The sequence below is a fragment of the Mesorhizobium sp. UC74_2 genome, assembly GCF_042701485.1.
In the GTDB taxonomy this organism is placed as follows: Bacteria; Pseudomonadota; Alphaproteobacteria; order Rhizobiales; family Rhizobiaceae; genus Mesorhizobium.
Window position 1 is genome coordinate 3,143,731 of the sequence record NZ_CP170562.1, and the last position, 25,100, is coordinate 3,168,830.

Annotated in this window: 23 protein-coding genes, 1 tRNA gene and 1 pseudogene; 11 read left to right on the forward strand and 14 right to left on the reverse strand. The window is 60.0% G+C overall.

The window, feature by feature from the left end:
* Positions 1-59: 59 nt before the first annotated feature.
* The 8 genes from era to rpoZ all read right to left on the reverse strand — a co-directional run bounded on the left by era (position 60) and on the right by rpoZ (position 7,011).
* Positions 60-974: a GTPase Era gene (gene era, locus ACFJIU_RS15370; protein ID WP_379061162.1), complete on the reverse strand. Its 915-nt coding sequence runs from the start codon at positions 972-974 to the stop codon at positions 60-62.
* The gene (gene rnc / locus ACFJIU_RS15375; protein WP_379061164.1) at positions 971-1,699 is read right to left on the reverse strand and encodes a ribonuclease III; all 729 of its coding nucleotides are present in this window, start codon (positions 1,697-1,699) and stop codon (positions 971-973) included. Before rnc ends, era begins: the two co-directional genes overlap by 4 nt.
* A gap of 3 nt (positions 1,700-1,702) precedes the next feature.
* Positions 1,703-2,452, reverse strand: a complete 750-nt coding sequence (gene lepB, locus ACFJIU_RS15380) for a signal peptidase I (RefSeq protein WP_379061166.1) — start codon at positions 2,450-2,452, stop codon at positions 1,703-1,705.
* Positions 2,453-2,650: 198 nt separating this feature from the next.
* Positions 2,651-3,064: a holo-ACP synthase gene (gene acpS / locus ACFJIU_RS15385; RefSeq protein WP_379061168.1), complete on the reverse strand. Its 414-nt coding sequence runs from the start codon at positions 3,062-3,064 to the stop codon at positions 2,651-2,653.
* On the reverse strand, positions 3,061-3,579 hold the full coding sequence (locus ACFJIU_RS15390) for a DUF2062 domain-containing protein (protein WP_379061170.1): 519 nt from the start codon (positions 3,577-3,579) through the stop codon (positions 3,061-3,063). The genes acpS and ACFJIU_RS15390 overlap by 4 nt, the downstream gene beginning before the upstream one ends.
* Positions 3,580-3,680: 101 nt before the next feature.
* Positions 3,681-4,259 carry an orotate phosphoribosyltransferase gene (gene pyrE, locus ACFJIU_RS15395; protein ID WP_379061172.1) on the reverse strand — a complete coding sequence of 193 codons (579 nt, stop codon included), beginning with the start codon at positions 4,257-4,259 and terminating at the stop codon, positions 3,681-3,683.
* A 15-nt stretch (positions 4,260-4,274) separates the two neighbouring features.
* Positions 4,275-6,500: a RelA/SpoT family protein gene (locus ACFJIU_RS15400; RefSeq protein WP_379061174.1), complete on the reverse strand. Its 2,226-nt coding sequence runs from the start codon at positions 6,498-6,500 to the stop codon at positions 4,275-4,277.
* Between the two features lie 109 nt (positions 6,501-6,609).
* Positions 6,610-7,011: a DNA-directed RNA polymerase subunit omega gene (gene rpoZ / locus ACFJIU_RS15405; protein ID WP_239370515.1), complete on the reverse strand. Its 402-nt coding sequence runs from the start codon at positions 7,009-7,011 to the stop codon at positions 6,610-6,612.
* Between the two features lie 258 nt (positions 7,012-7,269).
* Here rpoZ and ACFJIU_RS15410 point away from each other — a divergent pair, with 258 nt between their 5' ends.
* Both ACFJIU_RS15410 and ACFJIU_RS15415 read left to right on the forward strand, forming a co-directional pair.
* Positions 7,270-7,860: an NYN domain-containing protein gene (locus ACFJIU_RS15410; protein ID WP_379061176.1), complete on the forward strand. Its 591-nt coding sequence runs from the start codon at positions 7,270-7,272 to the stop codon at positions 7,858-7,860.
* A gap of 32 nt (positions 7,861-7,892) precedes the next feature.
* Entirely contained in the window at positions 7,893-8,561 is a 669-nt protein-coding gene (locus ACFJIU_RS15415) for a uracil-DNA glycosylase (RefSeq protein WP_379061178.1), read from the forward strand.
* Positions 8,562-8,603: 42 nt separating this feature from the next.
* Here the strand turns inward: ACFJIU_RS15415 and smpB are convergent, their stop codons facing one another.
* Entirely contained in the window at positions 8,604-9,083 is a 480-nt protein-coding gene (smpB, locus tag ACFJIU_RS15420; protein ID WP_129410455.1) for an SsrA-binding protein SmpB, read from the reverse strand.
* A gap of 219 nt (positions 9,084-9,302) precedes the next feature.
* On the reverse strand, positions 9,303-10,184 hold the full coding sequence (gene dapA / locus ACFJIU_RS15425) for a 4-hydroxy-tetrahydrodipicolinate synthase (protein ID WP_144223957.1): 882 nt from the start codon (positions 10,182-10,184) through the stop codon (positions 9,303-9,305).
* A gap of 268 nt (positions 10,185-10,452) precedes the next feature.
* On the opposite strand from dapA, the gene ACFJIU_RS15430 reads away from it, so the two are divergent.
* Positions 10,453-12,480 (forward strand): lytic transglycosylase domain-containing protein, encoded by a 2,028-nt coding sequence (locus tag ACFJIU_RS15430; protein ID WP_379061181.1) that lies wholly within the window; start codon positions 10,453-10,455, stop codon positions 12,478-12,480.
* A gap of 124 nt (positions 12,481-12,604) precedes the next feature.
* The gene (locus tag ACFJIU_RS15435) at positions 12,605-13,489 is read left to right on the forward strand and encodes an alpha/beta fold hydrolase (RefSeq protein ID WP_379061183.1); all 885 of its coding nucleotides are present in this window, start codon (positions 12,605-12,607) and stop codon (positions 13,487-13,489) included.
* A gap of 31 nt (positions 13,490-13,520) precedes the next feature.
* Here the strand turns inward: ACFJIU_RS15435 and ACFJIU_RS15440 are convergent.
* The 3 genes and pseudogenes from ACFJIU_RS15440 to ACFJIU_RS15450 all read right to left on the reverse strand — a co-directional run bounded on the left by ACFJIU_RS15440 (position 13,521) and on the right by ACFJIU_RS15450 (position 16,184).
* Positions 13,521-14,569, reverse strand: a pseudogene (locus ACFJIU_RS15440) (site-specific integrase).
* A gap of 242 nt (positions 14,570-14,811) precedes the next feature.
* Entirely contained in the window at positions 14,812-15,891 is a 1,080-nt protein-coding gene (locus ACFJIU_RS15445; RefSeq protein WP_379061184.1) for a porin, read from the reverse strand.
* Between the two features lie 202 nt (positions 15,892-16,093).
* Positions 16,094-16,184 (reverse strand) — tRNA-Ser (locus ACFJIU_RS15450).
* A gap of 416 nt (positions 16,185-16,600) precedes the next feature.
* Here ACFJIU_RS15450 and ACFJIU_RS15455 point away from each other — a divergent pair.
* Positions 16,601-17,764, forward strand: a complete 1,164-nt coding sequence (locus ACFJIU_RS15455) for a porin (protein ID WP_379061186.1) — start codon at positions 16,601-16,603, stop codon at positions 17,762-17,764.
* A gap of 198 nt (positions 17,765-17,962) precedes the next feature.
* Positions 17,963-19,075: a pyridoxal phosphate-dependent aminotransferase gene (locus tag ACFJIU_RS15460; RefSeq protein WP_379061188.1), complete on the forward strand. Its 1,113-nt coding sequence runs from the start codon at positions 17,963-17,965 to the stop codon at positions 19,073-19,075.
* Positions 19,076-19,115: 40 nt separating this feature from the next.
* On the opposite strand, the gene ACFJIU_RS15465 is transcribed toward ACFJIU_RS15460, so the two are convergent.
* Positions 19,116-19,700, reverse strand: coding sequence for a histidine phosphatase family protein (locus tag ACFJIU_RS15465; protein ID WP_379061191.1), 585 nt, complete (start codon positions 19,698-19,700; stop codon positions 19,116-19,118).
* Positions 19,701-19,915: 215 nt separating this feature from the next.
* Here ACFJIU_RS15465 and ACFJIU_RS15470 point away from each other — a divergent pair, with 215 nt between their 5' ends.
* From ACFJIU_RS15470 to ACFJIU_RS15490, 5 genes are all read left to right on the forward strand, one after another.
* A complete protein-coding gene (locus ACFJIU_RS15470) occupies positions 19,916-20,875 on the forward strand; it encodes a sterol desaturase family protein (RefSeq protein ID WP_379061193.1) in 960 nt (319 codons plus the stop codon).
* Between the two features lie 153 nt (positions 20,876-21,028).
* Positions 21,029-21,661: a TetR/AcrR family transcriptional regulator gene (locus ACFJIU_RS15475; protein WP_379061195.1), complete on the forward strand. Its 633-nt coding sequence runs from the start codon at positions 21,029-21,031 to the stop codon at positions 21,659-21,661.
* Complete coding sequence (locus tag ACFJIU_RS15480) at positions 21,642-22,805, forward strand: isovaleryl-CoA dehydrogenase (RefSeq protein WP_379061197.1); 1,164 nt, start codon at positions 21,642-21,644, stop codon at positions 22,803-22,805. Before ACFJIU_RS15475 ends, ACFJIU_RS15480 begins: the two co-directional genes overlap by 20 nt.
* A 91-nt stretch (positions 22,806-22,896) precedes the next feature.
* Positions 22,897-24,504 (forward strand): carboxyl transferase domain-containing protein, encoded by a 1,608-nt coding sequence (locus ACFJIU_RS15485; protein WP_379061199.1) that lies wholly within the window; start codon positions 22,897-22,899, stop codon positions 24,502-24,504.
* 302 nt (positions 24,505-24,806) lie between these two features.
* A complete protein-coding gene (locus tag ACFJIU_RS15490; RefSeq protein ID WP_379061200.1) occupies positions 24,807-25,010 on the forward strand; it encodes a hypothetical protein in 204 nt (67 codons plus the stop codon).
* The last annotated feature ends 90 nt before the right edge of the window (positions 25,011-25,100 follow it).

The following is a 25,100-nucleotide window of genomic DNA, read 5'->3' on the forward strand; positions in this document are numbered from 1 at the left end:
CCGGGACGCGACGGCTATAGGTGTCGCATATGACAGTTACGCGACAAACGGACAGCCCGTTAGTGCGGGAAATCCAGCCCCATCTGGCGATAGCGCTCAGGGTCGTCGCCCCAATTTTCCCGAACTTTCACGAACAGGAAGAGATGGACCTTCTGCTCCAGGATTTCGCCGATCTCCTTGCGAGCGGACTCGCCGATTGCACGGATGGTCTCGCCCTTGTGGCCAAGCACGATCTTTTTCTGGCTGTCGCGCTCGATATAGATCACCTGTTCGATACGCACCGAGCCATCTTTCTTTTCCTCCCACTTCTCGGTTTCGACATGGGAGGCGTAAGGCAGTTCCTGATGCAGGCGCAGGTAAAGTTTTTCGCGCGTGATTTCAGCGGCGAGCTGGCGCATGGGCAGGTCGGATATCTGGTCTTCCGGGTAGTACCAGGGACCAACCGGTAAAGCCTCACCAAGATAATTGAGCAGGTCCTTGCAGCCGGAGCCTGTCAGAGCCGAAACCATAAAGGTGCGCTCAAAAGCAACGCGCTCGTTGATAGCCTTTGTCAACGTCAGCAGCGTCTCCGGTTTCACGCGGTCGACCTTGTTCAGGACCAGTATCTTCGGCTGGCGCACATCGGCCAGCTTGTCGAGAATGGCATCGGCGTCACCCTTGATGCCGCGTTCAGCGTCGATCAACACCAGAACCAGATCCGCGTCCTTGGCTCCACCCCAGGCGGTGGTAACCATCGCAGTGTCGAGTCGCCGCTTTGGCTTGAAGATGCCGGGCGTATCGACCAGCACGATCTGTGCACTTCCGTGGGTCGCAATGCCGCGCACGAGGGCGCGGGTTGTCTGCACTTTATGGGTCACGATCGACACTTTGGTACCGACCAACTGGTTGATCAGCGTCGACTTCCCGGCATTGGGCGCGCCGATCAGCGCGACAAAACCAGAGTGGGTTGTCCCTGCGCTCATGTCTGCCGTCATCGCACATTGTCTCCTTCGGCGGCCCATACTCCTTCACGGAGCAGAAGCGCCGTAGCTGCGGCCTGTTCCGCTTCACGTTTTGAGCGGCCGGTGCCCGTCGCCGTTTCCTTGGAGGCAACGCTCACTGTTACGGTGAAGAGCGGGTCATGATCGGGCCCTTCCCGGCTATCGATGCGATACTCCGGGGTTGCGGCTGCCGCCTGGTGCGCCCACTCCTGCAATTCGGTCTTTGGATCGCGTCTCGCTGCACCAACAGCTTTGGCGCGCGGCCTCCAATAGGAGTGGATAAAGCGCCTGGCTGCGTCGAGCCCATCGTCGAGATAGATGACGGCAATCAGCGATTCAAGCGCATCGGCGCGCAGGTTGACCCGCTTGCGTTCGGCGAGGTTGCGGACCTCGCTACCCGCCCGGATCAAATCGGCCAGTCCGATCTCATCGGCAATTTGCGCCAACGTTTCGGCGTTGACCAATGCATTCAGCCGCACCGACAGCTCGCCTTCGGGTGCGTCCGGAAAATCGGCCAGCAGCATATCCGCAACTGCAAGGCCGAGCACCCGGTCGCCCAGGAATTCAAAGCGCTCATAGTCGACCCCGGCATGGCTGCCGCGAGCACTGGCATGTGTCAGCGCACGCTGCAAACGTTTGGGATCGCGGAAACCATGACCGGTTCGACTTTCCAGGACGGCAGCCAATGCCTCGGGAGTTAAACGCTTGGGCGCCGTCATCTGTCAGTGAACGAAGGAAAAGAGGCGCGACGGACGCATCTCGGACGGCCACTTCCAGATTTCGAGCGGGCTGGCACCGCCGGCGATCGAGAAGAAGATGATGTTGGCGCGACCGACAAGATTGTCCGCAGGCACATACCCGACACTGAACCGGCTGTCGCTGGAGTTGTCGCGGTTGTCACCCATCATGAAATAATGGCCTTCCGGCACGACGAATTCGCGTGTGTCGTCGCCGATGCCGTTTGGCGTCAGGTCGAGCGTGTCGTAGCTCACCCCGTTCGGCAGCGTCTCGCGGTAGACGTCGACAGGCCCGTTCTTCTCGGTGATATCGGGATTGTCGATCTGGCCAACCTTGGTGCGCGGCACGCCGACGCCATTGATGAAGAGCTGGCCACCCTTCATCTGGATCTTGTCGCCCGGAAGGCCGACGACCCGCTTGATGTAGTCGACGGATGGATCCGGTGGGAACTTGAAGACGACCACGTCGCCGCGGTTCGGTTCCGAACCCCAGATGCGACCCGAGAACAGATCTGGTCCAAATGGCAGTGAATAGCGCGAATAGCCGTAGGCCCACTTGGTGACAAAGAGATAGTCGCCCTCCAGCAAAGTCGGCCGCATCGAACCGGAAGGAATTGAGAAGGGCTGGAAGAACAAGGTACGAATGACAAGCGCCAGAAGCAGAGCCTGCACGATAACGCTTACGGTTTCGCCAAGTCCGCCGCTTTTCTTTTCTGATTTGTCAGCCACGCTCATCTCATCCTCGCTAGAGCACCGCGCGCTTGTTCGAACGCACAGGGAACGCTCTAAAACTTTATCTACACATCCTTCTTGCCGAAAATCGATTCCGACTTTCGGGCTGATGCATTGTCCCGCCGTTCATATACGGGGTCACCGGCTGCCGGGCAACGCCGTTGTCTTGTCGGACAACGTCAATAACCCCTCCAGCCTCCATCACTGTGGCGCTTCTGCGACCGGCAGTGCCTCGATGATCACAAAGGCTTGAGCAAGCGGAAAATCATCGGTGATCGTGAGATGGATCACCGCGTGATGGCCGAAAGGCAGAAGCTTCCCGAGCTGGACTGCTGCGCCACCGGTCAAAACCATGGTCGGCTTGCCACTCGGCAGGTTGGCTACGCCCATGTCCCGCCAGTACACACCCTGCGCGATGCCGGTTCCCAAAGCCTTGGCACAGGCTTCCTTGGCGGCAAACCGCTTGGCGTAGGAGGCTGCGCGGGCTCGGCGGCCTTCCGACCGGGCCTCCTCGACATCGGTATAGACCCGCTTGACGAAACGTTCGCCATGTCGCTCAAGCGACTTCTCGATACGACGGATGTCGATCAGATCGGAACCGATACCGATGATCATCGTGTCGCCGAACCCAGGGCATCAGCGCCTGATACCCGATGATGCGTAGCCCTTTCGGCAAGCCGCCGGCGTCGACGCTCGCGAAACGCCGTCATCCCCCAACGCGTAAGCCCATAAGCGACAACGCCGGTGAGCAGACCAAGTGGAACTGCGCCGATAGTCATCGGCTTCAACACCGGTTCCCAAAGCTGCGACAGGCTCAAATGCTCCATCATGGCACCGAGATGCTCCGGCACCCCCTTGCGTGGCAGGTGCTGGTGCAAAATCAGCTTGCCGGTCTCCCAGGACGCACCCCACAGAAACGGCATGGTCAGCGGATTTCCGAGCGCGGTACCGATGGCGGCGGCGACCAGATTACCGGCGACCAGCCAGCATACGGCCGCAGCAACAACGAAATGCAGTCCAAGCGGGAAGAAAGACGCAAACACGCCCGCCGCCACCCCGGCGGCAACGGCATGCGGCGATGCCTCCAGCCGCACGATGCGCCTGGCATAATAGCGCAACGATCGCGACAACGAGCGGCGCGGCCATAACCACACCCGCAGGCGTTCACCAAGACTTTCCGCTTTTCTTCGCTTGAACAACATGTCGATCAGGCCAACCCCACACGGACCAATCAGAGCGTGCGACTGCCCGGCTTCACCGGCGGAATGGCGGCCAGCTCGGGGGGCAACTGATCGGCAGGATACGCCGGAACCTCATATTGCGCGAGTGCAATCAGCGGCACGCCGACGTCGGTCTTGCCGGCCGAACGATCGATGATGCAGGCGGCTGCCAGCACCTCGGCACCGAGATCGCGCAGGCATTCGATCGTCTCGCGGATGGACAGGCCGGTCGTGACGATGTCTTCCACGATGACGACGCGCGCGCCCTTCTCGATGTCGAACCGGCGCAGTCTGAACACGCCCTGCTCGCGCTCGACCCAGATCGCCGGCACGCCAAGATGACGCGACGTCTCGTAGGCAGGGATCAGACCACCTACGGCAGGACCGACGACATAGTTGATCGGTCCCCCTACCTCGGCGCGGATCTTGTCGGCCAGCGCCTTGCAGAGGCGTTCAGTCTTGTCCGCATGCATGAACACGCGCGCCTTCTGCAGGAAGGTCGGGCTGCGCAGGCCCGAGGTGAGGATGAAATGACCTTCGAGCACCGCGCCCGCCGAGCGAAAGATATCAAGCACTTCAGCCGTGTTCATGCCTTGCGGCTCCAATCATCCGTTGACACGCCGCGCATCGCTGACGCTCGAGTTTTCCTTGAGCTGCGACAGCAGCCGGTTCAAGTGCTTCAGATCCCAGACTTCCAGGTCGACCAGCATTTCGGTGAAGTCGGGCGCCGTGCGCACCATCGACAGCGTATGGATGTTGGCATCGTTTGACGCCACGACCTGCGCGATATCAGCAAGAGAACCCGGCGCATTGATGGCCGTCACCGAGATGCGCGCCGGAAACCGCTCCCGGTTGTTCTCGTCGATATCCCAGCGCACGTCGATCCAGCGCTCCGGCTGATCATCGAAGGCGGTCAGCGACGGCGACTGGATCGGATAGATGGTGATGCCGGAGCCTGGCTGGATGATGCCGACGATGCGATCTCCGGGAACCGCGCCTTCAGGCGCGAAGCGCACTGGCAGATCGCCGCGCACGCCGCGGATCGGCACCGCCGCATCGTCTCGCGGCTGTGTCTTGTCGCGGCGAGCGGCGCGCCCCGGCATCTGGAACAGCATGCCGGCAGCATTGCGGATGCGCGACCAGCCTTCTTCGCGCTGCTTCGGCGCGACTGTGACGCGCTCGTCCTTGTAGTCGGGAAACACGGCTTTCAAGACATCCGCCGAAGCGAGCTCACCACGCCCGACGGCGGCCAGAACGTCCTCGATATCCTTGCGTGCCAGCCGGTGCAGCACCGGTTTCAGGTTTTCCTTCGAGAAGGTTTTGCCACCACGCTCGAAGGCGCGTTCGAGGATACGCAGACCAAGCCCCGAATATTGCTTGCGGATGGCGTTCTTGGTGGCGCGGCGAATGGCAGCGCGTGCCTTCCCCGTGACCACGATCGATTCCCAGGCCGCGGGTGGCACCTGCGCCTTCGAGCGGATGATCTCGACCTCGTCGCCATTCTTCAGTTCGGTCATCAGCGGCATGACCCGGCCGTTGACCTTGGCACCGACGCAGGTGTCTCCGACATCGGTGTGGACGGCATAGGCGAAATCGATCGGCGTCGCGCCGCGCGGCAGCGCGATCAGCATGCCCTTCGGGGTGAAACAGAACACCTGGTCCTGGAACAGTTCCAGCTTGGTGTTCTCCAGGAAATCCTCCGGATTGTCGCCTTCGGCCAGCTGCTCGATAGTACGGCGCAGCCACGCATAGGCGTTGGTCTCCTTGGAGATGATGTGTGTGCCGTTGCTTTTGCCAGCGGCATCCTTGTAGATCGAATGGGCGGCTACGCCATATTCCGCGATCTTGTTCATTTCGCGCGTGCGGATCTGCAATTCGACACGCTGGCGCGAAGGACCGACAATGGTGGTGTGGATCGACCGGTAGTCGTTCTGCTTCGGCGTCGAGATGTAATCCTTGAAGCGTCCGGGCACCATTGACCATGTGGTATGGATCAGGCCAAGCGCGCGGTAGCAATCCTCGACCGTGTCCATCACGACGCGAAAGCCGAAGATGTCCGACAATTGTTCGAAGGACAGTGCCTTGGCTTCCATCTTGCGGAACACCGACCACGGCTTCTTCTGGCGGCTTTTGACGCTGGCCTTCATCGCATGCTTGTTGAACAAAGCTGAAAGCGCGTTCTCGATCTCGGTCAGCACGCCCTTGTTGCGTTCCGATATTTCGGCGAGCCGCGCGGTTACCGTGCGATAGGCCTCCGGATTGATATAGCGAAACGCGATCTCCTCGAGCTCCTCGCGCATGCCCTGCATGCCCATGCGTCCGGCCAGCGGCGCATAGATCTCCATCGTCTCCTCGGCGATGCGCAGACGCTTGTCCTCGCGCATGTGGTCGAGCGTGCGCATGTTGTGCAGGCGATCGGCGAGCTTGACCAGGAGAACGCGCACATCCTCGGAAATCGCCAGCAGAAGCTTGCGCAGGTTTTCGGCCTGCTCCGCCTTCTTGGAGACGAGGTCGAGCTTTTTCAGCTTGGTCAGGCCCTCGACCAGCTTGCCCATGTCGGGACCGAAGAGCTCATCGATCTCGGCACGCGTGGCGGTGGTGTCCTCGATCGTGTCATGCAAGAGGGCAACGGCAATGGTTGCCTCATCCAGATGCATATCTGTGAGGATGGCTGCGACTTCGAGCGGATGCGAAAAATAAGGATCGCCAGAAGCACGCTTCTGGTGGCCATGCTTCTGCATGGCATAGACATAGGCCTTGTTGAGCAGCGCCTCGTTGACGTCCGGCTTGTAGCGCTGGACGCGCTCGACAAGCTCATACTGACGCATCATGGGCGGATTCTCGCAACGCTGAAATGAATCATGCGCCGCTCGCCGAGCGACGCATGTCACAAATAGCCACGAAAACTATGGCGCGAAAGGGCTTAAGCCCCGCCGGCTATCAATAATCGTCGTTCTTTTCCGGAGCAACCAGGCCTTCGATACCGGCCAGCAGATCCTCTTCCGACATGCGGTCGAAAGTGATGTTCTCTTCCGGCTCGTCGGCGTCGGCCGCAACAGCGGTTCCGGTCTGATCGGTGATCGCCTCGGCTTCCGGTGCTTCCGGCTCGTCGACCTCGACATGTTTCTGGAGCGAATGGATCAGGTCTTCCTTCAGGTCGCCCGGCGAGAGCGTCTCGTCGGCGATCTCGCGCAGCGCCACGACCGGGTTCTTGTCGTTGTCGCGCGGCACGGTGATCATCGCACCCTGGCTGATCTGACGGGCGCGGTGACCGGCCAACAGCACCAGCTCGAAGCGGTTGTCGACCTTGTCGATGCAATCTTCAACGGTTACGCGGGCCATCCGATGCCCCTTTCATGCTCTTGATCTATTGGAAATCTGGCGGGCTCCATAGCCCGAACCGGCCTGGAATACAAGCGCGGCGCGCCTCAAGCACCCACCAGGTCTGTCTGCGATCACAATTTCTTGCTCAATCCCTGCCTACCCTTGGAATGCCATCATCCGGGCGTTATTTCCAAAAGAATAGGGGCTTGGCGGTTTTCTTAAGAAACCTTGCCAGACGTACTTATCGTATTGCCTATTTTCAAGAAGGATATTGCCATGTTCGACCCACGCGAAAAGATCGCTCTTTTCATCGACGGCGCCAATCTTTACGCCACGTCCCGTTCCCTGGGCTTCGACATTGACTACCGTAAACTTCTGGCCAGCTTCCAGAAGCGCGGCTATCTCCTGCGCGCATATTATTACACTGCGCTGGTCGAGGATCAGGAATACTCCTCAATCCGACCTCTGATCGATTGGCTCGACTATAACGGCTTCAAAGTTGTTACCAAGCCAGCCAAGGAATTCACCGACGCTGCAGGCCGCCGCAAGATCAAGGGCAACATGGACATAGAACTGACCGTGGATGCGCTGGAACTCGCCGATGTCGTCGACCACTATGTGCTGTTTTCCGGTGATGGAGATTTCCGCACCCTGGTGGAAGCCCTGCAGCGGCGTGGCCGCAAGGTCTCGATCGTTTCGACCATGGCTTCCCAGCCGCCAATGATCTCGGATGACCTGCGCCGGCAGGCCGACCATTTCATCGACCTGATGACCTTGAAGAACGAGGTTGGCCGTGATCCGACGGATCGTCCGGTCCGGCGTGCCGAACCAGCGGCCGCCCAGGATGATGACGACGACCAGTATTGATGATGGGGGCCGGCAGATGGTAGCACCGAGGCATGCTTGTCTCCGCCGAACCCGATCACGACTGTCCGCTTTGCCCACGCCTGCACGACTTCATTGCCGCTTGGCGTGAACGCGAACCTGACTGGTTCAACGGCCCCGTGCCGGCCTTCTTGCCCAAAGGCAGTGCACCGGACCGACGAGAAGACAGCGTACGTCTGCTGATCGTCGGCCTGGCACCTGGCCTGCGTGGTGCCAACCGGACCGGACGGCCTTTTACCGGCGATTATGCCGGTGACTTGCTCTATTCAACGCTGATTGCCCATGGATTTGCTCGCGGACGCTTCGAGGCACGGCCGGACGACAGCCTGGAGCTTGTCGACACAGCCGTCGTCAACGCAGTGCGTTGCGTGCCGCCGGAGAACAAGCCGACCGGCCCAGAGATCGCGACCTGCCGGACCTTCCTCGTCCCGACAATGGCGCGCTTTCCAAATCTGCGTGCCATTCTGACGCTGGGGGCGATTGCGCATCAATCGACCGTTCGAGCCCTTGGACTGCGCGTCGCGGCCTTCCCGTTCAAGCACGGCGGCAACTATGACACAGGCAAAATCCAGCTGTTCTCCAGCTATCATTGCTCCCGCTACAACACGAATACCGGCGTGCTCACGACGGAGATGTTCATGAAGGTCTTTTCAGACATCAGGGCAGCACTGGGTCCGGCATAAGCTGCACTGCCCAACAACGCGAGCAGTTTCTTCGGCAGACGTCTAGCCGCGCTCCTTGAGCAGCCTGCCCTTTTCGCGGGCCCAGTCGCGCTGCTTTTCCGTCTCGCGCTTGTCGTGTAACTTCTTGCCGCGCGCCAGACCGAGCAACAGCTTGGCCCTGCCCTTGTCGTTGAAATAGATCTTGAGCGGAACCAGAGTCATGCCGTCGCGCGCGACGCCCTGCCCCAACTTCGCGATCTCGCGCTTGTTGAGCAGCAACTTGCGCCGCCGCCGCGGCTCATGGTTGAAACGGTTGCCCTGCAGATATTCCGGAAGATAAGAGTTGATCAGCCAGATGCCGCCATCCTCCACCGAAGCGTAGGATTCCTGGATATTGGCCTGGCCCTGACGCAAAGACTTCACCTCGGTACCGGTCAGCACCAAGCCAGCCTCGACCGTGTCGAGCACCTCATAGGAAAAACGCGCCTTGCGGTTTTCCGCGGCGGTCTTGTTGTTGGGGTCGGCTTTCTTCACCTGGTTCATGGCATTCAATTTCAATCAACTGTCGGCGCGCCACGGCAGGCCCTGCCACCCGAGACGCGTCGGAAAAGAAGCCATCAAATGGCAATGCGGGTCGAATTCCGCAAGAGCAATTCCAGGAAAAGTGTGCAACGGTTTTCCGTCTGGAATTGCGAAAAAACAAAGAGTTAGAGCGTTCCCGCATTTCCGTGAAAAACGGAAACGCTCTAGACCCGTGACAGCCTAGTTCAAGAGACCCGCAAATTTCATCGCCGCGTCGATCTTGGCTGCAGTGCTCTCCTCAACCGTCATAAGCGGCGAGCGCACAGCATTCTCAACACGACCAAGCCGCGAAAGCGCATATTTGGCGCCCGAAACGCCTGGCTCGATGAAGATGGCCTTGTGCAGCGGCAGCAACCGATCCTGCAGTTCCAGCGCGCGCTCCTTGTCATTGGCAAGCGTAGCTTCCTGGAACTCGGAGCACAGGCGTGGCGCAACATTGGACGTGACCGAGATGCAGCCGACGCCACCATGCGCATTGAAACCGAGCGCCGTCGCATCCTCGCCCGAAAGCTGGATGAAGTCCTTGCCGCAGGTAGCGCGCTGTTCGGACACGCGCTCGATCTTGCCGGTGGCATCCTTCACGCCAACGATGTTTTTGAAATCATTGGCCAACTGCCCCATCGTCTCCGGCATCATGTCGATCACCGAGCGCGGCGGGATGTTATAGATGATGATCGGAAGCCTGGTGGCCTTCGCGACGGCAGCGAAATGCTGGTAGAGGCCGCGCTGGGTCGGCCGGTTGTAGTAGGGTGTCACCACCAGGGCAGCGTCGGCACCGGCCTGCTCGGCGAACTGCACCAGACCAACCGCTTCTTCGGTGTTGTTGGAGCCGGCGCCCGCCACCACCGGCACGCGGCCCTTGGCGACCTCGATGCAGGTCTTCACAACATGACGATGCTCTTCATGCGACAGCGTCGGAGATTCGCCCGTGGTGCCGACCGGAACCAGCCCGCGGGTTCCTTCTTCGATCTGCCAGGCAACAAGCGCGCGAAAGGCTTTCTCGTCGAAGCGCCCGCTCTTTTCGAACGGTGTCACGAGCGCAGTCAGCGAGCCTCTCAGCATGTCTTCAAACTCCACGGAACCCAACGGTTTCCAAGCTTCTTTTTCAGGGTATCGATCGAACCAGGCCGATCCTGAACGGCTCTAGCCCATCGAAAGGCCGGGCACCATAGTCTCGACACTGTTCTGGGGCAAGTAGAGCCGGCGCGGAAGACGGCAAAGGAAACGGAACCGATAACCTTTCTTTTATCGGCTTCGCGCAAGCGACTGCTGGGGTTTCAACAATCCCAACCTATGTGTAGCGCGTCGACACCTTGAACAGACCGGAATCATGACCGCCAGACGGCTCTATCGTTTTGCAATCCTTGGAGCGATCGTGGTGCTGGCGCCGGCGATCGCCATTGGCAGCGGCATCGAGAAGCGCCTGTCCGATGCGCTGCCGATGTTTCCCGTGCCGAACAAGCAGGATCTGCCGGCTTTCAATCCGATGCAGTTGAAGATCGGTCTCGACGCGCTTGCGGCCAAGGATTTTGACGGCGCGCGCGCAGCCCGCGACAAGCTTCCGGTTTCCTCGCTCGACCATCATATCCTTGCCTGGGCCATCGCGCTCTATGGCGGCGACAGGGTGCCATCGGGTGAAATCGCCGCGGCCTCCGAGTTGCTTCCCGGCTGGCCCGGCATGGCAACGCTGCGCAGGAACAGCGAGCGTGCCCTCGTCCGGGAAAATCCAGGCGCGGACATCGTCATCAAGGCTTTTGACGGCAGTCAGCCGCAAACGGCCGAGGGCATCATCGCGCTCTCCCGCGCCTATGTCGCCAAAGGTGACGTAAAGGCGGCGCAATCCGTGCTCTCCCCGTTCTGGCGCACAGAAAAACTGGAGGCCAAGGACGAGACGACGATCATCAACGAGTTCGGCCCAATCATTCCAACGGCGGACCATCGTTATCGCATGGAGCGCATGTTCTATGCAGACCGGGTTGGCTCGGCTCAGCGCGTCGCCATGCTGGCCGGCGCGAAGGAATTGGCCGATGCCTGGGCGGCCGCCTCGGAAGGTGACAAGAACACCCCGAAACTGCTGGCCGCGGTTCCGACGGAGCAACGCTCCGCAGGCTACCTGTTTGCCGAGGCGGAATATCTGCGCAAGCGCAAGAAATTCAACGACGCGGCGGCGTTGATCCTGAAGGCTCCCACCGACCGCGCCGCACTCGTCGACCCCGACGCATGGTGGGTCGAACGGCGCGTGCTTTCGCGCGAACTCGTCGACAAGGGCGACATGAAGACGGCCTACCGGATCGTCTCGACACATATGGCGGAAAGTCCGACCAATGCTGCCGACGCTGAGTTCCACGCCGGCTGGTATGCCCTGCGTGGCCTGAAAGATCCGGCTAAGGCGGCTGAGCATTTCTCCCGTATTGCCAATCTTGCCCAGGGCAACCTTTCGCTCTCGCGCGCCTACTACTGGCTTGGCCGGGCCGCTGAAGCCGGCGGCCCGGGCGATCCCAGGGAATATTTCATGAAAGCCGCGGCATTCGGCACGACCTTCTATGGCCAATTGGCCGGCGAGCGCGTTGGCAGCCGCACGCTCAACATTACCACCCCACAACCGAGCGACAGCGACCGGCAAAATTTTTCGAAACGGGAAGCGGTTTCCGCCATCGGCCGGCTGCAGGAAGCAGGTTATGAGCGCTACGCAAATACACTCTATGTCGATCTGGCCGGTCAGTTGACCAGCCCCGGCGAGGTGGCTTTGCTTGCCGAGATGGCCGGAAAACGAGGCAATCATTTCCTTGCGTTGAGAATCGGCAAGATCGCGGCGGCGAATGGTGTCAATGTCGGGGCATTGTCGCATCCGATCGGGGTCATTCCCGAAACCGCGAATATTTCCGGCTCCGGCAAGGCGCTTGCTTATGCCATTGCGCGTCAGGAAAGCGAGTTCAACATCAGTGCGGTTTCCCGCGTTGGCGCGCTCGGACTGCTGCAATTGATGCCCAGCACAGCCGAACAGCTCGCGAAAAAGGCCGGCATGGCATTTTCAGAAGCCAAGCTCACCACCGACCCTGGCTACAACGCGACGTTGGGTGCGGCCTTCCTCGGTCAACAGCTCGACCGCTACAACGGCTCCTATGTGCTGACCTTTGCGGGCTACAATGCCGGACCACGCCGGGCCGACCAGTGGATCAAGCGCTATGGCGATCCCCGCGGCAAGGACATCGACACGGTCGTCGATTGGATCGAACGGATCCCTTACGCCGAAACAAGAAGTTACATCCAGCGCGTGATGGAAAACTACGAAGTCTACAAGATGCGCATCTCGGGCGAATTCGATATCGTCGGCGATCTCGTCAACGGACGAAAATAGACGGCAAAAGCCCCGCTTCCTGTTCGCTGAAACGTCGTCCGATTTCATTCGGAGAAACCCGATTTGACGCCGCCCTTCCTCGCCTGTAGCCCTTGCAAGGTGGCACTGCGGGAAGGAGCCAGGCGTGACAGCAGGTTTTTCCGATTTTTTCTATTCTTCTGCGGATGGTCTGAAACTGCACGCCAGGATCTACGGCGAACAGAATCACGGCAGCCTGCCGGTCGTGTGCCTGCCAGGCCTGACCCGAAATGCGCGGGATTTCCATGAACTGGCGCTTTATCTGTCCAACGAAGCCAGAGCACAACGCAGGGTTGTTTCATTCGACTATCGTGGGCGCGGCCAATCCGCCTATGACACCGATGTCGCCAACTACACGGTGGGCGTCGAAGCCAACGACATTCTGGCGGGCCTCGATCAGTTGGCTATCAAGCAAGCCGCCTTCATCGGCACCTCGCGTGGCGGCCTGATCATCCACGTTCTGGGGATGTTGAGACCCACGATCCTGAAGGCGATCGTGCTCAACGATGTCGGACCGGCGCTCGAAATCGCTGGGCTGGCCCATATAAAATCCTATCTCGAGAAGGCGCGAAAACCCCAAAATCTGGCGGAAGCCGTCGAAGCTCAGAAGGCGGCTCACGGCCAGGACTTTCCTGCCCTGATCACTGCAGACTGGGAGCGCATGGTCGCCGCCGTCTATCGGGAGGAGGATGGCAAGCTCGTTCCGGACTTCGATCCAAAACTGGTCGAGACGCTGGCTGCCGTCGATCTGACCAAACCGCTGCCGTCCCTCTGGCCGCAGTTCGAGGCACTTGGCAAGGTGCCGATGTTGGCTGTCCGTGGCGCCAACTCAAGGTTGTTGTCGGAAGAAACTCTGCAGGAAATGGCGCGCCGCCACCCGAGGCTGCAGACCGTGACCGCGGCAGGCCAGGGTCATGCTCCCTTCCTGGAAAACGGCGAACTGCCTGGAACCATCGCCAATTTTATCGACGCCGCGGAACGGCAGCCGTGATCTTGTGAACGCGAACGAGCATCGAACTCGTTCAGGCGCGTTTCTTGTCCTCGGATTTGGCTGAAGTCGGGTTCTTCTTCGCCCGCGGCTTGCGCGGCTTGACTGCAACGCTCTCCAGAGGAGACAGGTTCGCGCCGTCGGCAGGCGCCGTGGGCCGGGTTTCAAGCACGACAACGCAGCTATCGAGATCATTGGTCGCGAGGTGCGCATAGCGCATCGTCATCTGCAAGGTCTGGTGACCGAGCCACATCTGCACGCGGCGAATGTCTATCCCCCCTTGACAAGCCGGGAGGCACAGGTGTGGCGCAGGATATGCGGCACCACCTGTTCGTCGGCGCCGAGACCAACTTCCGTCTTCGCCTCGTTCCAGATCTGGCGGAACTGCGGTTGGTTCAGCATGGCAAACGGACCTTTCGGCCGCCGGCCCTCACCTGAAAAAGCAACGACTTCCCGCGCACGCAGGGTCAACGGAATGGTGCGGCTGCGGCCCGACTTGGTAATCCAGAAGCTGACACGTGTCGGCTGCAGGTCGTTCCAGATCAGCCCGAGCGCCTCACCGAGACGACAACCGGTATCGACAAGGAAAATGGAAAGCCGGTAGGCGTCCTCGCTGCGGTTGCGAATGGCCGCGAACAATCGTGCTTCCTCGTCCTTTTCGAGGAAACGGATTCGCCCTGCCCGCTCCTTCTGGCGGCGGAACTCGGGCAAGCTGTGGATATCCCCCATTTTATGAGCCTTGCGCAGCAATTTGCTCAGCGCAGCCATCTTGCGATTGATGGTTGCGTTGCTGTTGCCACGTTGGCGCAAGGTACCGATCAGGGTATCCAAGGTGCCTTGGTCGAAAGCACTGAAGCGTTCGCCAAGCAGAATCTCGTCTATCTCGCCGATGAACGAACTGACATTGTATTTATGCCGTCCATCATCCCACAATATGTCGCGATATGCTGAGAACAGCTCACTGAGCCGATAGGATTTTACCTCTCGTATATTGCCGGTACTGTATTTTATCCGGACATTTTGAGACGTAAATGCAGCGAATCGATCGGAGAGCATGCTCTCCTGCAGCGCGTCTTGAGACATCTTTTTGCCACACCCCCTGTGGATGCGCAAAGGCTTATCCACAAGGAGACATCCTTTCAAGAGAGCAATTTGCGTAAATCTCATTCCGAAATGATCGGAATCCCTTCGAGACTACCGACAAACTTGCTTCCAGTTACCGTTCCACCCCCTGTTTCCGTCTTTGTTCCCAAGCCCAACGTCAAACAAAAGAACCCGGGCGCAGAACGCCCGGGTTCGATAGATGGCTAAAGAGACAGCATCTCTTAGAAGTCGCGCTGGAAGCGCAGGATGCCGCCGACGCCGTCGTCCTTGACCGAACGCCAGTTGCTGACAGCCTTGTTGTAGTAGTCAACTTCAGCCGTGATGGTGAAGCCCGGAACGAGCTGGTGTGCGATGTTGGCAGCCAGACCGAACGTCTTGCCTTCGTCATACGACGCCTGAACGTTGAACGAGGTCTTCTCGTTGAACTTGTAGGTGCCGCCGCCCCAGATGGCCCAGTTGCCATCCCAGAGCTTGTAGAAATTGCGCACGGTGTTGTCGTCGGAACCCCAGCCGCCCATGATGAACAGATCAATCTGGTCGGTTGCCTTCACATCCAAGCGAAGCTTGCCAGCCCACTCTTCAGCATTGCTCTCATAGGCAACGACGCCGGTGATCGAACCCCAGCCAGCCGTGTACTTCGCACCGCCAACAACGTGCGGAACGTAGCTGTCGATCGTGAAGTTACCAGAACCCTGCTCCAGCGAGACAATCGCCGAGAAGCCGTTGCCGGCGTCGAAGGTGTAGCTGATCAGGTTGGTGTCGAATTCGCCATAAGGAACGATCGTGTCGTCGATGACGTTGCCGGCATAACCGGAGAACGTGTCGAAAGCCGACTCGTCCTTACCGACGCGCAGGCCACCGAGCTGGATCCAGGCAAAGTTCAGCGAAACGCCCTTATTGCTGGCCACATTGTAGCCGCCGACGCTGCCGCTGTCGAAGTTGAAGCGGGTCTCGGTATAGGTCTTCAGGGTTCCGAGCTCGGTTTCCTGACCGGTCCAGGTCTTCAGCGCGAAACGGCCACGCTTGAAGTAAGTGTCGTTACGGTCGGTCGGGTTCAGGACGTCGATCACATCCCTGGTGCCTTCACGATCACCGAGACCGATGTCGTAACGGACATAGCCGCCGATGCGCAGGCAGGTCTCGGTGCCCGGGATGTAGAAGTAGCCAGCGCCGTAGACGTCGCAGATCTTGACGTATTCAGCGGGTTCCGGCTCGGCGACGACGACAGCGTCGGCGGCGCGCGCACCGGAAACTGCGAGCAGTGCCGCAGCCGAGCCGAGGAGAAGGCTCTTAATGTTCATTTTCTGACCTCCAGTCAGAATCGAACATAATCGCGGAAAGAAACGCGTCCGATTGACCTCAACAGTCTGTTATTGCTTGCTTTTTCGGAACGAAGCCGCCGGCTGGCCTCAGAGATCACGCGTTTCGCGATGCAAAGATAACCGCCACGAAATGCCTGCGCTGCTCGTTGAAAGCGGCTGAAAACATGGAAATTGAGGGGGCTGGCGGAGAGGATGGGATTCGAACCCACGAGACCCTTTTGAGGTCTACTCCCTTAGCAGGGGAGCGCCTTCGACCACTCGGCCACCTCTCCGTTGCGGCGCTGGATAAAGAAAAGGGCCGGCACAATCAATAAGCCAGCGCATATGACCCCATAAAAAAGACGATGGAGGAGAAAGAAGGCCGTGCTCTGGCCGCTGTTGTTCCGTGATTCTGCGCAAAACGGGCCAAAAGGCTGCCAAGCAAGGGGCAATTGGAACTGCATGGTTAACGAGAGCTTTCGACCACGGGCAAAATCGTGTCATTTGTGCAACAACGCTATCCGATAGCACCCAGGCATCGCTTTTGCCGGTACGTTCCTTGTTGAACCGGACAGCCCGATGGGTAATGTCGACATCGAAGAAGCGGCGCGCAGCGCATCTTTTTCAGCAAGGGGATGGGGCAGGGAACGCTGTCCTTCAGCAAAAAATACCCAGACCCGTTTTTAAACTTTTGACTGGAGGTCAGAAAATGAACATTAAGAGCCTTCTCCTCGGCTCGGCTGCGGCACTGCTCGCAGTTTCCGGTGCGCGCGCCGCCGACGCTGTCGTCGTCGCCGAGCCGGAACCCGCTGAATACGTCAAGATCTGCGACGTCTACGGCGCTGGCTACTTCTACATCCCGGGCACCGAGACCTGCCTGCGCGTCGGCGGCTACATCCGTTACGACATCGGCGTTGGTGACACCGGTTCCTTCGACGGTTCCCGCACCCGTGACCGTCTGAACGGTGACGAGCAGGACACCTATTGGAAGCGTGCCCGTTTCGCGCTCAAGACCTGGACCGGTCAGGAAACCGAATACGGTACCCTGAAGACCTACACCGAGACCCGCTTCAACTTCGGCAATGCACAGGGCCTGGGCTCGGATGGCGTCGCCAGCAGCGTTTCGCTGAACTACGCCTGGATCCAGCTTGGCGGTCTTCGCGTCGGTAAGGACGAGTCGGCTTTCAACACCTTCATCGGTTACGCCGGCAACGTCATTCAGGATACGCTGGTTCCTTACGGTGACTTCGACACCAACCTGATCAGCTACACCTTCGATGCCGGCAACGGCTTCTCGGCAATCGTCTCGCTCGAACAGGGCGCTGGCAGCTACAACACCCTCCTGAAGGACGCTGCTGGAAATTGGGTTCCGGGCGTTGTTTCCAACACGATCGACAGCTACGTGCCGAACGTCGTTGGTGGCGTGAAGTACACGGCTGGTTGGGGCGGCATCACCGGTGTCGTTGCTTACAACAGCAACTACGAAGAATGGGCTGGCAAGATCCGCTTGGATGTCAAGGCTACCGACCAGATCGACCTGTGGGTCATGGGCGGCTACGGCACCGACGACAATGCGTTCCGCAGCTACTACAAGCAGTGGGCTGGCAACTGGGCCGTCTGGGGCGGTGGCACCTACAAGTTCAACGAGAAGACCTCGTTCAACCTGCAGGCGTCGTATGACGAGTACAAGAACCTCGGCGTGGCTGCGAACATCGCTCACCAGCTGGTTCCGGGCTTCACCATCACGGCCGAAGTGGACTACCTCCACGCTGGCACCTTCGACAGCGCGAAGGATGGTGTTACGACCAACTGGACCGGTGCAGACAAGAAGAACAGCGTCGGCGGCCTTCTCCGCTTCCAGCGCGACTTCTAAGCCAAGTCTCTTTGACTTTGCAGAAACCCGGCGGGCAACCGCCGGGTTTTTCTTTTTTGACCTGGGCAGCGCTCACCCGGAGCAATCGCACAGCGTGCAGAAAACGAGGATGAAGTCGCCAGCCCTCAAAGCATCTGAATGCTTGCGCGGTCCTGCCTGCCAATGTAGCCAGAACCGGAACACAATCCGGGGCTTTCGATGCAAAAACTCCCACCGCTTTCGCCAATTGTCGCAGCACTGCCGGCTACGGTTCCGTTCGTCGGTCCCGAGGCGCAGGAGCGCGATCGCGGCAGGCCGTTCCGTGCACGTCTCGGTGCCAATGAAAGCAGCTTCGGCCCCTCTCCCCTTGTGGTCGAGCGCATGCAGGCCATCGCCGGTGACATGTGGATGTATTGCGACCCGGACAACCACGACCTCAGACAGGCTGCCGCGGCATATCTCGGTATCTCGGCCGACAACGTCGTGGTCGGCGAAGGCATAGATGGCCTGCTCGGCTTGCTCGCCCGCATGTATGTCGGGCCGAACGACCCCGTGGTGACCTCGCTCGGTGCCTATCCGACTTTCAATTTCCATGTCGCCGGCACCGGCGGACGGCTGGTGACGGCGCCTTATGAGAATGACCGTGAAAGCCTGGATGGCCTGCTTGCCGCCGTAAAACGCGAAAATGCGCCGCTGGTCTATCTCTCCAATCCCGACAATCCGATGGGGAGCTGGTGGGAAGCGGATGACATCAACCGGTTCCTGGAAGCCCTCCCGGAGACCACGATGCTGGTGCTGGACGAAGCCTATGGCGAGCTCGGACCAGCATCTGCCTTGCCGTCGGTCGACGTGACACGGCCGAATCTTATCCGCATGCGCACCTTCTCCAAGGCCTATGGGCTGGCGGGTATCCGGCTGGGTTACGCCTTTGGCGAGAAGCAGGTGATCAGCGACTTCGAGAAGATCCGCAACCACTATGGCGTGAGCCGCATGGCGCAGGAGGCCGGCGTCGTGGCGCTGGCCGACCAACCATGGCTGCGGGAAGTCGTTGCCAAGGTTGAGGCAGGACGCCAGCGAATCGCGACAATTGCTCGCGACAACGGGCTTGCTCCCCTTCCCTCAGCAACCAATTTTGTCACCGTCGACTGCGGCCGTGACGGCACCTTCGCGGGAAAGATCCTGCAATCGCTGTTGTCGCGCGACGTCTTCATCCGCAAACCGATGGCGGCAGGACTGGATCGTTGCATCCGCATCAGCGTCGGTCTCGATCACGAGCTCGACATACTGGCGGAAGAATTGCCAGGTGCCGTGGCCGCAGCCAGGGGCAACTGAGCAAACGAGCCGCGCGATCGGCAGATATCCGGATGGCTGTCTAGCGACGTCGAGCCTTCGGTGCCGTCACCCCGCTTGCCCGCAGTTGCCAGCGGGTGCCGTCGCTGCGGAAATCGGCGAGGCTGAGGGGTTCGACATCGATGAAGCGGAAGCCGGTGAGCGGCGCCTTCAAGACATGCAGGATGGCCGCCCGGATCACGGCGGGATGGGTGACAGCGATCGTATGGCCGGGTTCCGCTACCTGCTCGTCGAACAGACTGGCTGTACGAGTGGCAATACTCTTGAAATTCTCACCATCCGGTGGTGTCGCGCCGGGATCGACCAGCCAGGCACCCACGGTGTCCGGCTCGTCACGTTGAACATCCTCGAAAGCCCTGCCGGCCCAGGCGCCGAAATCCTGATCCCGCAACGCGGGCACCTCCGTCGCCTGCAGCCCCAGTGCTTCAGCCGTCTGAAGGGCACGAAGCGCAGGGCTTGTCCAGGTACGGGCTGCTGCATCCAGGTTTTCGCCCAGCGCGGAAATACCGGCAAGCGCCCTGCCTTCAAGCGGCTCGTCGGCAGGAAAAAAGCCGCGCCGACTGGCGTTGGTCAACCCGCAGCAGAGCATGGTGAGACGGACAAGCATGCGGAATCACGACCCTCGTACGCTTGGGAAGCTAGCACAGACCCAGACCAGCGCCGCAGGACGAATCCGGATCGACAAAACGGCACAAACATCGACGGATCGACGACCAGGCGCCGTTGAAATTTTCGTCGCCGAATCGCGATAGAATGCAACGTTGACGCAATCTCTCGGGCATAGTGCGCCTACAGCGACAGACAACGGACCGGAAAGACCGAATGCAGGCGTTTCGCTTCAACCGTGAAAGCGTGCCCTATAGGGCTTTGTCGGTCAGCCTCTGGCCGCTGATTTTTGCAGCAAGCATGACTGGCAGTCATTTCGCATTCGAAAGTGACCACCCCATTCTCTGGTTCAACGTCGTCTATCTGGCGACCATTGCCGTCATCGCCTTTTTCGAGCGCATCATGCCTTATGAGCGAAGCTGGCTCGAGCCCGATGGCGAGACCTTCAACAATGTCGCGCATACGCTGGTCACCAAAGGCCTGACACAGATCGCAGCAGCGGTGACGACCTCCTTTCCAATGCTCTTCGCAACAGTCGCGCAGCCCGCGCTGCAGCATTCCTATTCATTCTGGCCGAGCGAGGCACCGATGTTTGTGCAGGCGGTTCTCGGCCTGATCATCGCTGAGTTCGGGCTCTATTTCGCGCATCGTCTCAGCCACGAACGCCTGCTGCTTTGGCGCTTCCACGCCCTGCATCACAGCGTCGAGCGGCTCTGGGTGCTCAACACCGGGCGTTTCCACTTCGTCGATTCGCTGATCAAGATGCTGCTTGGCCAGCTACCGCTTTATCTGCTCGGCGCACCGCTGCCGGTGTTCCTGTGGCTCGGTGCGGCGTCTGTGTTCATCGGCCTTTTGACCCATTGCAACATCGATATGCGCACCGGCCTCCTCGACCGGATCTTCACCACGCCGTGTATCCATCGTTGGCATCATTCGCGCGACCTGCGCGAAGGCAACACCAACTATTGTGAAAACATCGTCATCTGGGATCAGGTGTTCGGCACCTATCACAATCCAGCACGCCCCTCCTCGACCGATATCGGCATCAGTGGCACGATCGACGGCAGTTTCCTTGGCCAGATCGTCCAGCCGTTCTCGAAGGCTGGCGTGCGACGCATCCTCGGCAAGCCACAACGGAAAGCAGGTCGGGATAAATCCGAACGCCAGGAAACCTGACAAGGTTCCGCACCTCCTTGCGTTGTCACCAGCTGCCCGAGGCGCCATCCACTGGGCCAATGACGTTTTCTTTCGCCCCTCCGCAAATTGAAACCTTCTGCACTTGAATTAATTGAACGTTCGTTTTATTCTTTTCTTCGCGGAGAGAGGATCATGGCCAGAACGACAGGTTCGGACGGCGAACGGACGGAAGCGGCGATCCGCGATGCGGCGCTGCTGCTGATCGCGCGTCATGGCTATGAGGCGGTTTCGATGCGGCAACTGGCTGCGGAAGTGGGTGTGCAGGCTGCCGCGCTTTATCGCTATTTCCCAACCAAGGAAGACCTGCTCTACACGCTGATGCAGGATCATATGGCTGGACTGCTGGCAGCGTGGCAAGCCGCTCGCCCCGAGACAGCCAGCCCGGTGGCGCGTCTCGCAGCCTATGTCGAAAACCATATTGCCTTCCACATTGAACGCCGGTCGTCGACACACGTCTCCAACATGGAATTGCGCAGCCTCGCACCGGAGCGGCTCACCCACATCCTGAAGCTGCGCACGACCTACGAGAAAGAACTGCGCGCAATCCTGCGCGACGGCGCTGAAGCTGGTGTCTTCGCTGTTGACGACGTTGGCCTCACCGCAATGGCGCTGATCCAGATGATGACTGGCGTCATCGTCTGGTACCGGCCCGGCGAACGCCTGTCGATCGGCGGTGTCACCGAAACTTATCTGGCCATGACCATGCGCCTTGTCGGCGCGCCACAGCCTGCTGGGGAGCAAAGGCATGTACACGAACACGCTTAATTTCGGGCTCGGCGAGGATATCGAAGCGCTGCGCGACCTGACACGCCGCTTCGCCCAGGACAAGATCGCCCCGCTGGCCGCGGAGATCGACACGAGCAACGAGTTTCCGCCGCATCTGTGGCCCGAGCTCGGCGCACTCGGGCTGCTCGGTATGACAGCCGATCCGGATTACGGCGGTTCGGGCATGGGCTATCTGGCGCATGTGGTGGCGATGGAGGAGATCAGCCGTGCTTCGGCCTCGGTCGGCCTTTCCTATGGCGCGCACTCCAATCTTTGCGTCAACCAGATCAACCGCTGGGCGACACCCGCGCAGAAGGAAAAGTATCTGCCCCAGCTCTGTTCGGGTGAGCATGTCGGCGCGCTCGCCATGTCGGAACCGGGCGCTGGTTCAGACGTGGTATCGCTGCGCCTGCGTGCCGAAAAGAAAAACGACCGCTATGTGCTGAACGGCACCAAGATGTGGATCACCAACGGTCCCGACGCCGAGACGATGGTGGTCTATGCAAAGACCGACCCGGAGCGGCATTCGCGCGGCATCACCGCCTTCATCATCGAGCGCAGTTTCAAAGGCTTTTCGGTAGCGCAGAAGCTCGACAAGCTCGGCATGCGCGGTTCCAACACTGGTGAACTGGTGTTCGAAGATGTCGAAGTCCCGTTCGAAAACGTGCTGCATGAAGAAGGACGCGGCGTCGAGGTGTTGATGTCCGGCCTCGACTATGAACGCACCGTGCTTGCTGGCGGTCCGCTTGGCATCATGGCTGCGTGCATGGACGTCGCCCTGCCCTATGTGCATGAGCGCAAGCAGTTCGGCCAGCCAATCGGCAGCTTCCAGCTCGTCCAGGGCAAGCTGGCGGATATGTATACGACGATGAATGCATGCCGCGCTTATGTCTACGCGGTGGCGGCCGCCTGCGACCGCAAGGAGACCACGCGCAAGGACGCCGCCGGCTGCATCTTGTTTGCCGCGGAGAAGGCGACCTTGATGGCACTGGATGCTATCCAGTTGCTCGGCGGCAATGGCTACATCAACGACTATTCGACCGGCAGGCTACTGCGCGACGCCAAGCTTTATGAAATTGGCGCCGGTACCAGCGAAATCCGCCGCTGGCTGATCGGTCGCGAAATGATGGCGGAAGCGATCTAAGGTGGGACCCGCACGACATCTGCGCCGCGCGGGACATCTTTCAATGCCGAGGCAGTAACAGATGCCATCTGTCAGCGCATGAGGAGGAAATATGCCGGTCATTCAGTCTTCCATCTCCACCTCCTCCGAGGGCTTCCGCGCCAATGCAGAGCGCATGCGCGCACTGGTCTCAGATATTTCGGACAAGGCTGCCGTGGTGCAGCGGGGCGGCTCCGAAGAAGCTCGTGCCCGCCATACCGCGCGCGGCAAGCTGTTGCCGCGTGATCGGTTGGCGCAATTGCTGGACACGGGCTCGCCCTTCCTTGAAATCGGCCAGTTCGCAGCCTGGGACATGTATGACGACGCGATTTCCGCCGCCGGCATGATTGCCGGCATCGGCCGTGTCGAAGGCCGTGAGGTCATGGTGGTGGTGAACGACGCCACCGTCAAAGGCGGCACCTACTATCCGCTGACGGTGAAGAAACATCTGCGTGCGCAGGAGATCGCCCGGCAAAACAGGCTGCCCTGCGTCTACCTGGTGGATTCCGGTGGCGCCAACCTGCCCAACCAGGATGAAGTCTTTCCCGACCGCGAGCATTTCGGCCGCATCTTTTACAACCAGGCCAATATGAGCGCCGCCGGCATTCCGCAGATCGCCTGCGTAATGGGTTCCTGTACGGCGGGTGGCGCTTACGTGCCAGCGATGGCGGATGAATCGATCATGGTGCGCAAGCAGGCCACCATTTTCCTCGGTGGCCCACCTCTGGTGAAGGCGGCGACCGGCGAGGACGTCAGTGCCGAAGAGCTCGGTGGGGCTGACTTGCATACACGCGAAAGCGGCGTCGCCGACCACTACGCCATGGACGACGAGCATGCGCTGGCCATCTGCCGCCGCATCGTGCGCAATCTCAACCGCAGGAAGGAGATCGGGCTCGACCTGCGGTCTCCTCTGGCGCCACTCCATGATCCACGCGAGATCCACGGCATCGTCCCCGCTGACCTGCGCCAGCCCTATGATGTGCGAGAGGTGATCGCGCGCATCGTCGACGGTTCGGAACTCGACGAATTCAAGCAGAACTACGGTACAACGCTGGTCACCGGCTTTGCCCACATCCACGGCATGCCAGTCGGCATCATCGCCAACAATGGCGTGCTGTTTTCCGAAAGTGCCGTGAAAGGCGCGCACTTCATCGAACTGTGTTGCCAGCGCAAGATCCCGCTGGTGTTCCTGCAGAACATTACCGGCTTCATGGTCGGCAAAAAGTACGAGGCCGGCGGCATCGCCAAGGACGGCGCCAAGCTGGTGACCGCGGTTGCAACCGCACAAGTACCGAAGGTGACGATGATCATCGGCGGCTCATTCGGCGCCGGCAATTATGGCATGTGTGGCCGCGCCTACTCGCCCCGCTTCCTGTGGATGTGGCCGAACGCACGTATTTCGGTGATGGGGGGCGAACAGGCGGCGATGGTGCTGGCGCTGGTGCGGCGGGAGAACATCGAGCGCAAGGGCGGCACATGGTCGGCGGCTGAAGAGGCAGAATTCAAGCGCCCGACATTGGAGAAATATGAACGCGAGGGCCACCCGCTCTATTCTTCCGCCCGCCTTTGGGATGACGGCATCATCGACCCGGCAAGGTCGCGCGAGGTGCTGGCGCTGTCGTTGTCGGCCGCACTGAATGCGCCGATCGAGGACACAAAGTTCGGCGTATTCAGGATGTGATGCCGTGGCTTTGTCTTGCACCTCATTGAGGCCCATCGGAATCGGCGGCTGGCTCAAAGAATTCAGTTGGCCGCCGGCAATAATCTCATCTACCCACTGCCATGTTCTGCTTTGGGCACATGGGGGTAAAATTGCGACGTCTTCGTTCTCTGAATATATCCATTCTCGCTGGCGTGATTCTTGCGGCGACTTCAAACATAGCAGGCGCGGAGCCTCTCGCAGGCAGTCAGGGCGACAAGCGTTTTCCCCCGACCTTGCCAAGCAGTCCGAAAGATCCTTGCACCAAGGCATGGAAGGCCTATGTGGCGGCGGGCGGTCACTCAGCCTATGCGATCACACCCTATGCGCGCGTGAGGGATATCTTCGTCATCTGCGGCAGTTCGCTGAACGCAAAAACGCAGGCCGCCGCGGAAGAAAAAGCAATGGCAAGCTGCACACGCACCCGCGACAGCTACAGAGGCAAGATCAACATAGGTGGCGTCTGCGAGATCGCCGCTTCGAAGTAGGCTGCGCCTATTCCAGCCGCAAGGCCGCTTTGCAAAGTCGATATGAGTATCGGCCGCACCGCGTGGGGTGGCCGGTACAGCCTTCTTCCG